We start from the raw sequence: 12312 nt of genomic DNA on the forward strand, positions 1-12312 counted from the left end.
TTCCGTCGTGGACGAATGCGGCGTTGGCGCGCCCGCCTGGCTGGGCGAAGGCGACGCGGCGGTCCGCCCGCCGTCGGCCGGCCGCCGTCCCGCAAAGCCCCCGCCCGCGGTGCGCGCGAGGGCGGGCGCATCAGGCCTTGCCCGCGCTCCAGGTGTCGCGCAGGGTCACGCTGCGGTTGAACACCGGCGCCTCGGCGCGGTGGTCGTAGCGGTCGGCGACGAAGTAGCCCAGGCGCTCGAACTGGAACGACTGCTCCGGCGCCGCCGCGGCCGCGGCCGGTTCGACATAGCCGTGCACGACGCGGCACGAGTCGGGGTTCAGGTGCTCGCGATAGCTCTTGCCGTCGCTGCTGTCGTCCGGGTCGGGGACGGAGAACAGGCGGTCGTACAGACGGATCGTCGCCGGCACCGCGTGGCGCGCGCTGACCCAGTGGAGGGTGCCCTTGACCTTGCGGTTGGCGCCTTCCATGCCCGGGCGCGAGTCGGGGTCGAGCGTGCAGCGCAGCTCGACCACGCGGCCGTCCGCATCCTTCACCGCCTCGTCGCAGCGCACGATGCCGGCGCCGCGCAGGCGCACGTCGCCGCCCAGGGTGAGGCGCTTGAAGCCCTTCGGCGGCACTTCCTCGAAGTCCTCGCGCTCGATCCACAGTTCGCGCGAGAACGGCACCTCGCGCTCGCCCTGGCTCTCGTCCTTGGGGTGGTTGGCGAAGCGCAGCGTCTCCTCGTGGCCCTCCGGCAGGTTGACGATGACCAGCCGGAGCGGGTCGATCACCGCCATCCGCCGCGGCGCGTGCGCGTCCAGGTCGTCGCGCAGCGCGCCTTCCAGCACCGACACGTCGATCAGCGAGTTCTGCTTGCTGATGCCGACGCGGTCCACCATCAGGCGCAACGCGCTCGGCGTGTAGCCGCGGCGGCGGATGCCCTGCAGCGTGGGCATGCGCGGATCGTCCCAGCCGTCGACCAGGCCGTCCTCCACCAGCGCCAGCAGCTTGCGCTTGCTGAGCACCGTGTAGTTGAAGTTCAGGCGCGAGAACTCGATCTGCCGCGGCTTGCCGGCCTCGTTCGGAAAACCCTTGGCGAGCAGCGGCGCCAGCAGCTCCGGGTGCCCGGCCAGGTCCACCTTGTCCACGCACCAGTCGTACAGCGGCCGGTGGTCCTCGAACTCCAGCGTGCACAGCGAATGGGTGATGCCCTCGATCGCATCGCTGAGCGAATGCGCGAAGTCGTACATCGGGTAGATCGGCCAGGCATCGCCGGTGTTCTGGTGCGCCACCTTCTTGATCCGGTACAGCGCCGGGTCGCGCAGGTTCATGTTGCCGCTGGCCATGTCGATCTTGGCGCGCAGGGTGCGCGCGCCGTCCGGGAACTCGCCCGCGCGCATGCGCCGGAACAGGTCGAGGTTCTCCTCGACGCTGCGGTCGCGCCAGGGCGAGTTGCGGCCGGGTTCGGTCAGGGTGCCGCGGTATTCGCGCACCTGCTCGGGGGTGAGGTCGCAGACGAAGGCGTCGCCCTGGCGGATCAGCTTCTCGGCGGCGAGGTAGAACACCTCGAAGTAGTCCGAGGCGTGGCGCAGGTCGTGCCAGTCGAAGCCGAGCCAGCGCACGTCCTCCTGGATCGCGCGCACGTACTCGGGATCTTCCTTGGCCGGGTTGGTGTCGTCCAGGCGCAGGTTGCAGGCGCCGCCGAACTCCGCGGCAATGCCGAAGTCCAGGCAGATCGCCTTGGCGTGGCCGATGTGCAGGTAGCCGTTCGGCTCCGGCGGGAAGCGGGTCCTGATCGCCGCGTGCTTGCCGCAGGCCAGGTCCTCGCGCACGATCTGGCGGATGAAGTCCTGCTTGGCCGAGGATTCGGCAGCGGGGGACGGATTCGGGGAATGGGGCAGGGCGGACATGCGGAAAACGCGGCGCGAGGGAGAACGCGCAGTTTAGCCGTTGCGCGCGCCGCGTGCCGTCGGCCGGCGCGGCGGCGTATGCTGGCTCCAGGCCCGCCCCGGAGCGCCGCATGAAGATCGTCTACGAAGCCGCCCACCTGATCGACGCGCATCTGGTGCGCCACGCGCTGGAGGCCGAGGGCATCCCGGTGTTCCTCAAGGGCGAAGCCCTGGTCGGCGGCATCGGCGAGCTGCCGGTGTTCGGCATGGTCCAGGTCTGCGTGCCGGACGCGGCCTGGCCCGAGGCCAGCGCGGCGGTGGCGGCGCTGGCGCTGAACCAGCCGCCGGAGCCGGGCACCGCCGCCGATCCGTCCGGGGCGGGCTGGCTCCCGGTCTGAACGGCGCTCCCGAAATCCGCTCCGGCCAGGCCGCGTGCCGCGCCGGCGGAAGGCGGGCGCGGCAGCGGACGACGCAAGCCCCGCACCACGCGATGCATGCCGCGGGCGTTCCCGCGGAAGCGCGCCGCCGCCTGGGCGCGGCCGGTCCGTGCCGCTATCCTGCCGCTCCGCTCCCGCCCGATACCGCGATGCGCTCCTTCGATTCCCTGATCCGCGCGCTGCCGGATTTCCCCCGGCCGGGCGTGACCTTCCGCGACATCACCCCGCTGCTGGCCGACGCCGGCGGCTTCGCTCGCTGCATCGACGCCCTGGCCGAGCCCTGGCAGGACGCCCGCATCGAGGCGGTGTGCGGGATCGAGTCGCGCGGCTTCATCTTCGGCGCGGCGCTGGCGCAGAAGCTGCACGCCGGCTTCGTGCCGCTGCGCAAGCCGGGCAAGCTGCCGCCGCCGGTGGTCGAGGTGGCCTACCAGCTCGAATACGGCAGCGACCGCCTGCAGGCGCGCAGCGACGCGCTGCGTCCCGGCGAGCGCGCGCTGCTGGTCGACGACGTGCTCGCCACCGGCGGCACCCTGGCCGCGGCGCACGAACTGGTCGCGCGGCTCGGCGCGACGCCGGTGGGCGCCAGCGTGCTGATCGAACTGGAGGCGCTGCAGGGCCGCGCGCGTTGGCCGGGCGGGACCCCGCTGCATTCGCTGCTGCGCTACTGATGCGCTTGAAATCGCCCGCCGCCCGTCGCATGTGAGGAAGGCGGAGCGCCGTCGCGCCGTTCCGCGCCGCCGCGGGCGGCCGTGCCGCGCGACCCTGCAGCGGAGGAGACGGCCATGCTCGGCATCGGCGCCTACAAACAACGCATGCCGCGTCCCGAGGACGCCCTGCCCGGGCGCGCCGCGGAGTTGCCGCTGCGCAACGCCCATCACGTGCACGGCCGGCCGTTGCGCGGCGAGTTCCCCGGCCTGGCGCGGGTCGCGTTCGGGATGGGCTGTTTCTGGGGCGCCGAGCGCAAGTTCTGGCCGCTGCCGGGCGTGGAGACCACCGCGGTCGGCTACGCGGGCGGCTATACGCCCCACCCGACCTACCGCGAGGTCTGCAGCGGCCTCACCGGGCATGCGGAAGTGGTGCTGGTGGTGTACGACCCGGCGCGCATCGGCTTCGACGCGCTGCTGCGGACGTTCTGGGAGAACCACGACCCGACCCAGGGCATGCGCCAGGGCAACGACGTCGGCACCCAGTACCGTTCCGTGATCCACTGCCACACGCCGGAGCAGCACGCGGCCGCGCTGGCCAGCCGCGACGCCTACCAGCAGCGGCTGCGCGCGGCCGGTTACGGCGCGATCACCACCGAGATCGCGCACCCGGCGCCGCCGTTCTACTACGCCGAGGACGAGCACCAGCAGTACCTGTCGAAGAACCCGCTGGGCTATTGCGGGCTCGGCGGTACCGGCGTCGGCTGTCCGCTCGGCCTCGCCGCCGGCGCATAGGCGGCTCCGGTCCGCCGCCGGGATTTCGCCGCGGGATCGAAGACGTGCGCGCGCTCGCGCGTCGGGCAAGCGCGTCGCCGCCAAGGGGACGGGGCCGCGCCGGCCTCCCGAAGCTTGCGCCGGGATCGGCCGAAGTTCGCGGCCAGGCGGCCACGACGACCATCGTCCGGAGCGCGGCGCAGGACCTGTGTGCTTTCGATGCGCCCGTCACGCCACCCAGGCAGTCGCAGGCAGGGTTTGCGGCCTTCGGCGGCAGGATGCCGCCGAAGAGCCTGCCGGGGCGTTACTCACGGCGTGTCGCACAATCCCTGAACGACAAGCGGGCCCTTCGCCGCGCCCGGGACGGCGGTACGAAGCGTCCCCGTTACGCGCGCTTCTCGCGCGGCGCATCCGCCGCGGACGATGCCGGCACCGGCGGCTGCAGCAATTGCGCGGGCAGCTTGCGGAACTCGTCGGCGAGCTTGAGCAGGAATTCGCCCATCGCCGAGCTGCGCCGCCACAGCATGCCGATCTGCCGGTGCGGCGCCTCGCCGCGGAAGCCGAGCAGGCGCACGTCCGGCGAGGCCGGTATCGGCGGCTGCACCGCCAGCACCGGCAGCAGGGTGATGCCGACGCCGGCCGCGACCATCTGCCGCAGCGTCTCCAGGCTGGTGGCGCGGAAGCCGTCGCGCTCGTCGGCGCCGGCCATGCGGCACACGTCCAGCGCCTGGTCGCGCAGGCAATGCCCTTCCTCGAGCAGCAGCAGGTGCTCGTGGTCGAGGTCGTGCAGGTCCAGGGCCTCGCGCGCGGCCAGCGGATGCTGCTGCGGCACCGCGAGCAGGAACGGCTCGTCGAACAGCGGCTCGACGTGCAGCTGGTCGTCGTGGATGGGCAGGGCGAGGATGCCGGCGTCGAGCCGTCCGTCGCGCAGGCGGGCGAGGATCTGGTCGGTCTTCTCCTCGACCAGCAGCAGTTCCAGGCGCGGGAAGCGCCGGCGCAGGTTCGGCACCACGTGCGGCAGCAGGTACGGCCCGAGCGTCGGGAACAGGCCCAGGCGCACCGTGCCGGCCTCCGGGTCGCGGCTGCGCCGGGCGATCTCGCCCATCTGCTCGACATCGGCGATGACCTTGCGCGCGCGCTCGGCGATCTCGCGCCCGACCGGCGTCAGCATCACCCGCCGCGGCGCGCGTTCGACCAGCGCGACGCCGAGCTCGTCCTCGAGCTTCTTGATCTGGGTCGACAGGGTCGGCTGGCTGACGAAGCTGGCCGCGGCCGCGCGGCCGAAGTGCTTGTGATCGGCCAGGGCCACCAGGTATTTGAGGTCGCGCAGGTTCAAGCGGACGTACCTCCATGCGGGCTGCGGCGGCCCAGGCGAGCGGCTCGCGCGATGCGGCTGGTGGCGATCTTACTCAATCGGCTGGTCGATCCGCGGTCGCCGTCGTGAGCGGCCCGGCCAGGCGCGCAGGGCAGGGCCTGCCGGGGAACGGGAGGGGCGTCCGCTGCGCCGCCCGCTTGCGCCTTTGGGCCCCTCGGAAAGGCGCGGCGGCGCCAGTGGGATGGGACCGAACGAATGACGAGGGGCGGCTCCGCCGGCCTTAAGGCCCGCACCTCGCGCGACGCCATGCTCGATGCGTGGCGCCGCGCTCGATGCGGCGGGCGGGCTGTCGATGCAGCGAGCGCCCGCCGTTGCGGTCAGGCGGCCGCGGCGGTCGCGCTTTCCGCCGGCGCGCTGGTGCGGATCAGGTGGTCGAACGCGCTCAGCGCCGCCTTGCTGCCTTCGCCCATCGCGATCACGATCTGCTTGTACGGCACCGTGGTCGCGTCGCCGGCGGCGAACACGCCCGGCACCGAGGTGCGGCCGTGGCCGTCGACCTCGATCTCGCCGCGCGGGGACAGCGCCACCGTGCCCTTGAGCCAGTCGGTGTTGGGCAGCAGGCCGATCTGCACGAACACGCCTTCCAGCTCGAGCCGGTGCGTGTCGCCGCCGACGCGGTCCTTGTAGACCAGGCCGGTGACCTTCTGGCCGTCGCCGCTCACCTCGGTGGTCTGCGCGTTCACGATGATCCTCACGTTCGGCAGGCTGCGCAGCTTGCGCTGCAGCACCTCGTCGGCGCGCAGCTGGGTGTCGAACTCCAGCAGGGTCACGTGGGCGACGATACCGGCCAGGTCGATCGCCGCCTCGACGCCGGAGTTGCCGCCGCCGATCACCGCCACGCGCTTGCCCTTGAACAGCGGGCCGTCGCAGTGCGGGCAGTAGGTCACGCCCTTGTTGCGGTACTCCTGCTCGCCCGGCACGTTCATGTTGCGCCAGCGCGCGCCGGTCGACAGCACCACCGACTTCGCTTTCAGCGTCGCGCCGCTGGCCAGGCGCACGCCGATCAGGCCGTCGGCGCCGGCCGGGATCAGCTCCTCGGCGCGCTGCAGGTTCATGATGTCGACGTCGTACTCGCGCACGTGCTGCTCCAGCGCGGTGGCCAGCTTCGGGCCTTCGGTGTAGGGCACGGAGATGAAGTTCTCGATCGCCATCGTGTCCAGCACCTGGCCGCCGAAGCGCTCGGCGGCGACGCCGGTGCGGATGCCCTTGCGCGCGGCGTAGATCGCCGCCGCCGCGCCGGCCGGGCCGCCGCCGACCACCAGCACGTCGAACGGCGCCTTGGTCTTGATCGCCTCGGCGGCGCGCTGCGCGGCGCCGGTGTCCAGCTTGGCCAGGATCTGCTCGATCGTCATCCGGCCCTGGTCGAACGGCTCGCCGTTGAGGAACACGGTCGGCACCGCCATCACCTGGCGCGCCTCGACCTCGTCCTGGAACAGCGCGCCGTCGATCGCGACATGGCGGATGTTCGGGTTCAGCACGCTCATCAGGTTCAGCGCCTGCACCGTGTCCGGGCAGCTCTGGCAGGAGAGCGACATGAAGGTCTCGAAGCGGTAGTCGCCCTCGAGATCGCGGATCTGGTCGGCCACCGCCGGGTCGAGCTTGGCCGGGTGGCCGCCGACCTGCAGCAGCGCCAGCACCAGCGAGGTGAACTCGTGGCCCATCGGGATGCCGGCGAAGCGCACCGCCACGTCGGTGCCGACCCGCGCGATCGCGAACGACGGCCGACGCGCGTCGTCGTCGCGGCGGGCGTAGGCGATCTTGTCGGACAGCGCGGCGATGTCCTGCAGCAGGCCTTCCAGCTCGCGCGACTTCTCGCCGTCGTCGAGCGAGGCGACGAGCTCGATCGGCTGCACGATCTTTTCGAGGTAGGTCTTCAACTGGGTCTTGAGATCGGCGTCCAACATGGCGACGGCTCCTTGGAATCGGGGGGACGAACGCCGCGAGCGCCCGGGTGGAGGGAGAGGGAGCGGCCCGGACGTCGCGACATTCGTGAGGGGTGGAGGCCCGGCGGCGCCGGGCTCCGGTGCGGTCCGCGGGCGCGGACCGCGTGCTCGTCAGAGCGGAGCGGCGCGGCCGCTCAGATCTTGCCGACCAGGTCCAGCGACGGCTTCAGGGTCTTCTCGCCTTCTTTCCACTTGGCCGGGCAGACCTCGCCCGGGTGGGAGGCGACGTACTGGGCGGCCTTGACCTTGCGCAGCAGCTCGCTGGCGTCGCGGCCCACGCCCTCGGCGGTGATCTCGACGACCTGGATCACGCCGTTCGGATCGATCACGAAGGTGCCGCGGTCGGCCAGGCCCTGGCCCTCGCGCATCACCTCGAAGTTGCGGGTGATGGTGCCGGTCGGGTCGCCGATCATCGGGTAGCGGATCTTCTTGATCGCCTCGGAAGTGTCGTGCCAGGCCTTGTGCGAGAAGTGGGTGTCGGTCGAGACCGAGTAGATCTCCACGCCCAGCTTCTGGAACTCGTCGTACTTGTCGGCCAGGTCTTCCAGCTCGGTCGGGCAGACGAAGGTGAAGTCCGCCGGGTAGAAGAACACGACCGACCACTTGCCCTTGAGGTCGGCCTCGGTGACCTGGATGAACTCGCCGTTCTTGAAGGCGGTCGCCTGGAACGGTTTGACTTCGGTGTTGATCAACGACATCGGATCGTCCTCTTGGGTAAGGGAGGTGGAAAAGTCCGGATAGGGTAGGCCGGAGGCCTCTATCCATCAAGTTGATTAATGGAATTGAAGCGATAGATTTTTGCTATTGATGGCGCCGGCGCCGCCATCTGCCTACCGACGTGCGGGTGCCGGGCCCGGTATCAAGCCGGCGGGCGTTCCGCGGGCGACAATGGCGCGATGAACCCCGCGCCCGCCGCTCCGACCCCCACCATCGCCGCCCTGCTGCGTGCGGCCGCGGCGCGCCTGCCCGGCGAGGAGGCCCGCGCCGAGGCCGAGCGGCTGCTCGCCCACGCCTTGCGCGTCTCCCCGGCCTGGCTCTACGCGCACGGCGGCGATGCGGCCGACCCCGCCGGCGCGGCCGCGTTCGAGGGATTGCTCCGGCGCCGCCTCGCCGGCGAGCCGGTGGCCTACCTGCTGGGACGGCGCGGGTTCTGGCGCTTCGAACTGGAGGTCGGGCCGGCCACCCTGATCCCGCGGCCCGAAACCGAGCGGCTGGTGGAACTGGCCCTGGCGCGGTTGCCGGCGGACCGGCCGCGGCTGGTCGCCGACCTCGGCACCGGCAGCGGCGCGATCGCGCTGGCCCTGGCCTGGGAGCGGCCGCAGGCGCGGGTGGTCGCCACCGACGCCAGCGCGGAGGCGTTGGAGGTCGCCGCGCGCAACGCCCGCGCGCTGGGGCTGGCGGTCGAATTCCGCCGCGGCGACTGGCTGGCGCCGCTGGCCGGCGAGCGCTACCACCTGATCGCCAGCAACCCGCCGTACATCGCCGCGGACGACCCGCACCTGCAGCGCGGCGACCTGCGCCACGAGCCGCGCGCGGCGCTCGCCTCCGGCACGGACGGATTGGACGCGATCCGCGCGATCGCGCGCGCCGCGCCGGCGCACCTGCATCCCGGCGGCTGGCTGCTGCTCGAGCACGGCTGGGAGCAGGGCGCGGCGGTGCGCGCGCTGCTGCGGGCGGCGGGCTTCGAAGCGGTGGAGACCGCGCGCGACCTGGAGGACCGCGAACGGGTCACCCTCGGGCGGCGTGCGGACGCCGCCGGCGGCGAACCGGGTCGCGCGTAGCGGCAGGCTCTGCCGGCAGGGCGCCGCCGCGAGCGCGGTGCGGGACCGCGGTGTCGCCGGCGCCATCGGTCCCGTGGCCGGATTCCCGCCTCGCTTCGCCCTGCCGGGCCGCGCCGCCGATCGCGGCGGCGACCGCACTGCGCGTCGCGGGACGATGTTCGAGCTGCGCTGGACGAGCGGACGCTCGGCGCGCGACGGCCGCAGCGGCGCGATCGCCCGCGTGCCGCCGGGCTAGAATCGCCGCTCCCTCCGCGAGACTCGCCGATGCGCACGCTCTACCCCGAGATCGAACCCTTCGACAGCGGCATGCTCCAGGTCGACGAGCGGCACGCGCTCTACTACGAGCAGTGCGGCAATCCGGAGGGCAAGCCGGTGGTGCTGCTGCACGGCGGCCCGGGCGCGGGCTGCAGCCCGCGGATGCGGCGCTTCCACGATCCGGCCAAGTACCGCATCGTGCTGTTCGACCAGCGCGGCGCGGGCCGCTCCACGCCGCACGCGGACCTGGTCGACAACACCACCTGGCACCTGGTCGCCGACATCGAGACCCTGCGCGAGAAGCTCGGCATCGCGCGCTGGCAGGTGTTCGGCGGCTCATGGGGCTCGACGCTCGCGCTGGCCTACGCGCAGACCCACCCGCAGCGCGTGACCGAACTCGTCCTGCGCGGCATCTTCATGCTGCGCCGCTGGGAGCTGGAGTGGTTCTACCAGGAAGGCGCCTCGCGCCTGTTCCCCGACGCCTGGGAGCACTACCTGGCGGCGATTCCGCCGGTCGAGCGCCACGACCTGATCAGCGCGTTCCACCGCCGCCTGACCAGCCACGACGAGGCCACCCGCCTGGCCGCGGCCAAGGCCTGGAGCGTGTGGGAGGGCGCGACCAGCTTCCTGCGCATCGACGAGGATTTCGCTAGGAGCCACGAGGACCCGCGCTTCGCCCTGGCCTTCGCCCGCATCGAGAACCATTACTTCGTCCACGGCGGCTTCTTCGAGGTCGAGGACCAGCTGCTGCGCGACGCCCACCGCATCGCCGACATCCCCGGCGTGATCGTGCACGGCCGCTACGACGTGGTCTGCCCGCTGCAGAACGCCTGGGACCTGCACCAGGCCTGGCCGAAAGGCGAGCTGATCGTGACCCCGGCCTCGGGCCACTCGGCGTTCGAGGCCGAGAACGTCGACGCCCTCGTGCGCGCGACCGACCGCTTCGCCTGACCGGCTCCGCCGGCGCCCCTCTCCCGCGTGCGGGAGCGGGGGACGGGCGTCACGCCGCCGGCGATCCGTCCGGGTTGTGCTCGAGCATCCACAGCCCGCCCCAGAGCTTGAGGTCGAGCTCGTAGCCTTCGCGCTGCTTCTGCATCAGCCAGGCCGTCGCCCGCGCCCGCGGGACCTCGTGCACGACGATGCGTTCGCCGCCGACGCCGCCGCCCGCGCCGACCTTGACCAGGTCGCGGGCGCGCACGAAGGCGATGCGTTCGTTGCTCATCCCGGCGGAAGTGGGCCCGATCAGCAGCACCTCGACCCGGCCCGGCTTCCAGCCGGTCTCCTCGACCAGCTCGCGGCGCGCCGCGTCCTCCAGGGTGTCGGTCGCGTGATCGTCGCCGACCAGCCCGGCCGGCATCTCGATCGTCGGCGCGCCCAGCGGGACGCGCTGCTGCTCGACGAACAGCACCTTGTCGTCCGGGGTCACCGCGATCACGATCACCGCCATGCCGTCGCCGTGCACCCGTTCGGCGTATTCCCAGGTGCCGCGCCGGCGCAGGCGCAGCCAGCGGCCCTCGTAGAGGATTTCCGAGTCGGCGTCGGCGTGGGCGTGGTCGTTCATCGGTGCTCCGGAAGGGGGATCCGCCCGGATGCTACGCCGGAAGCGGTGACGCCGCGAAGTCGAGGCCGGCGGCCTGATGCAGGCGCCGCCGGGTCATCGGCCCGAAGCGCAGCGCCTCGCACAGCCCGGCCAGCGCCGCGGCATCGGCGGAGGCGCGGGCGAAGCGCAGCGACAGGTCGCCGAGCGGCGCGTCCAGCGCGATGGTGGCCAGGCGGCGACTGAGCAGGGCCTGCTCCCGGTGCTGGCGCAGCCGGGCCGCGGCCGCGGCGGCGCCGCGCAGGCGCAGGAACGGGACCTCGTCGACCCGCGCCAGCAGCGCGTCCAGCGTGCCGAAGTGGCCCAGCAGCGCGGCCGCGGTCTTGGCGCCGATGCCCGGCACGCCGGGGATGTTGTCGATCGCGTCGCCGGTCAGCGCCAGGTAGTCGGCGATCTGATGCGCGTGCACGCCGTGGCGCTCGAACACCCCGGCCGCGCCCCAGCGCTGGCCGCGGGCGAAGTCCCACTGCTCGTCGTGCTCGCCGAGCAACTGCGACAGGTCCTTGTCGGCGGAGACGATCACCGCGCGGAAGCCGTGCGGGCGCAGCGCCCAGGCCGCGCTGCCGATCAGGTCGTCCGCCTCGTACTCGCCGTGCGCCAGGGTCGCGAGGCCGAGCGCCGCGCACAGCGCCTTGCAGTGGCCGAACTGGCGCTTGAGCTCCTCCGGCGCCGGCTCGCGGTTGGCCTTGTAGGCCGGGTACAGGGCGTTGCGGAAGCAGGAGTCCAGCGCCTCGTCGAACGCGACCGCGATGTGCTGCGGCCGCGCGCGGTCGAGCAGCTCGAGCAGGAAGCGGGCGAAGCCGTGCACGGCGTTGGTCGGCCAGCCGTCGGCGTCGTGGAATTCGTTCGGCATCGAATGCCAGGCCCGGAACACGTACAGGCTGGCATCGACGAGATAAAGCGGCGTGGGCGTGGCCATGAAAGCGGGACCGGGGAGAGGAGCGAGGGAGGGCGGAGGCCGGGAAGCTTGCTTTCTCCCGCCTTTCACCCCTTGCCGCCCGTTTCCGGCGCTTCCCATTCGGTGAGCAGCGCCGCCGGGTCCGGGCGCTCGCGCTCCGGCGCGTCGAGCCTGGGCGTGCCGATGTGAATGAAGCCGGCGACCTGTTCCCCCGGCCCCAGCCCCAGCCACTGCGCGACCACCGGGTCGTAGGCCGGCCAGCCGGTCAGCCAGACCGCGCCGTAGCCCAGCGCCTGCGCCGCCTGCAGCAGGGCGAAGCAGACGCAGGCGGCGGTGGCGAAGCGCTCGGACTCGGGGATCTGCGGGTCCGGGCCCAGGCGGGCGATCACCGCCACCACCAGCGGCGCGTGCGAGAAGCGCTGGCGGTCCTTTTCGAACGCGGCTTCGCCGCCCTCGGGATGGCGTTCGCGCCCGCGCGCGGCCAGGCGTTCGCCGAAGGCGTGGCGGGCCGCGCCGCGGAAGCTCAGGAAGCGGAACGGCACCCGCTTGCCGTGGTCGGGCACCCGGACCGCCGAGCGCAGCATGCGCAGCAGGGTGGGCCGGTCCGGACCGGGGTCGCCGAGCTGCCGGGCCGGGACCGAGCGGCGGGCGTCGAGCGCGGCCAGGGCCGTATCGAAATCGGAGCGGTATTCAGGGATGATTGGCGACATCGGTCACAAAAGGCGGCAGACGGCGGAG

At 72.7% G+C, this 12312-nt stretch carries 12 protein-coding genes; 5 read left to right on the forward strand and 7 right to left on the reverse strand.

Features of this window, described 5'->3' with window-relative positions:
* Nucleotides 1-130: 130 nt before the first annotated feature.
* Nucleotides 131-1891, reverse strand: a complete 1761-nt coding sequence (locus EDC50_RS14750; protein WP_123771262.1) for a glutamine--tRNA ligase/YqeY domain fusion protein — start codon at nt 1889-1891, stop codon at nt 131-133.
* A gap of 110 nt (nt 1892-2001) precedes the next feature.
* Between EDC50_RS14750 and EDC50_RS14755 the strand changes: the two genes are divergently transcribed.
* The 3 genes from EDC50_RS14755 (at nt 2002) to msrA (ending at nt 3746) form a co-directional block, all read left to right on the forward strand.
* Nucleotides 2002-2268 (forward strand): putative signal transducing protein, encoded by a 267-nt coding sequence (locus EDC50_RS14755; RefSeq protein WP_123771263.1) that lies wholly within the window; start codon nt 2002-2004, stop codon nt 2266-2268.
* Nucleotides 2269-2456: 188 nt separating this feature from the next.
* On the forward strand, nt 2457-2975 hold the full coding sequence (locus tag EDC50_RS14760; protein ID WP_123771264.1) for an adenine phosphoribosyltransferase: 519 nt from the start codon (nt 2457-2459) through the stop codon (nt 2973-2975).
* A gap of 114 nt (nt 2976-3089) precedes the next feature.
* Entirely contained in the window at nt 3090-3746 is a 657-nt protein-coding gene (gene msrA, locus EDC50_RS14765) for a peptide-methionine (S)-S-oxide reductase MsrA (RefSeq protein ID WP_123771265.1), read from the forward strand.
* Between the two features lie 364 nt (nt 3747-4110).
* On the opposite strand, the gene EDC50_RS14770 is transcribed toward msrA, so the two are convergent.
* The 3 genes from EDC50_RS14770 to ahpC all read right to left on the reverse strand — a co-directional run bounded on the left by EDC50_RS14770 (nt 4111) and on the right by ahpC (nt 7741).
* Nucleotides 4111-5061, reverse strand: a complete 951-nt coding sequence (locus EDC50_RS14770) for a LysR substrate-binding domain-containing protein (RefSeq protein WP_123771266.1) — start codon at nt 5059-5061, stop codon at nt 4111-4113.
* A gap of 356 nt (nt 5062-5417) precedes the next feature.
* Nucleotides 5418-7004, reverse strand: a complete 1587-nt coding sequence (gene ahpF / locus EDC50_RS14775) for an alkyl hydroperoxide reductase subunit F (RefSeq protein WP_123771267.1) — start codon at nt 7002-7004, stop codon at nt 5418-5420.
* Nucleotides 7005-7177: 173 nt separating this feature from the next.
* On the reverse strand, nt 7178-7741 hold the full coding sequence (ahpC, locus tag EDC50_RS14780) for an alkyl hydroperoxide reductase subunit C (protein WP_123771268.1): 564 nt from the start codon (nt 7739-7741) through the stop codon (nt 7178-7180).
* A gap of 198 nt (nt 7742-7939) precedes the next feature.
* Here ahpC and prmC point away from each other — a divergent pair, with 198 nt between their 5' ends.
* Together prmC and pip are read left to right on the forward strand one after the other, a co-directional pair.
* Nucleotides 7940-8824, forward strand: a complete 885-nt coding sequence (prmC, locus tag EDC50_RS14785) for a peptide chain release factor N(5)-glutamine methyltransferase (RefSeq protein WP_123771269.1) — start codon at nt 7940-7942, stop codon at nt 8822-8824.
* 264 nt (nt 8825-9088) lie between these two features.
* The gene (gene pip / locus EDC50_RS14790) at nt 9089-10030 is read left to right on the forward strand and encodes a prolyl aminopeptidase (protein ID WP_123771270.1); all 942 of its coding nucleotides are present in this window, start codon (nt 9089-9091) and stop codon (nt 10028-10030) included.
* Between the two features lie 49 nt (nt 10031-10079).
* Here the strand turns inward: pip and EDC50_RS14795 are convergent, their stop codons facing one another.
* From EDC50_RS14795 to EDC50_RS14805, 3 genes are all read right to left on the reverse strand, one after another.
* The gene (locus EDC50_RS14795) at nt 10080-10640 is read right to left on the reverse strand and encodes an NUDIX hydrolase (RefSeq protein ID WP_123771271.1); all 561 of its coding nucleotides are present in this window, start codon (nt 10638-10640) and stop codon (nt 10080-10082) included.
* A 31-nt stretch (nt 10641-10671) separates the two neighbouring features.
* Nucleotides 10672-11595, reverse strand: a complete 924-nt coding sequence (locus EDC50_RS14800; RefSeq protein WP_123771272.1) for a 5'-3' exonuclease — start codon at nt 11593-11595, stop codon at nt 10672-10674.
* Between the two features lie 65 nt (nt 11596-11660).
* Nucleotides 11661-12284 carry a nitroreductase family protein gene (locus EDC50_RS14805; protein WP_123771273.1) on the reverse strand — a complete coding sequence of 208 codons (624 nt, stop codon included), beginning with the start codon at nt 12282-12284 and terminating at the stop codon, nt 11661-11663.
* Nucleotides 12285-12312: the final 28 nt, after the last annotated feature.

The sequence above is a fragment of the Vulcaniibacterium tengchongense genome, from assembly GCF_003814555.1.
GTDB lineage: Bacteria > Pseudomonadota > Gammaproteobacteria > Xanthomonadales > Xanthomonadaceae > Vulcaniibacterium > Vulcaniibacterium tengchongense.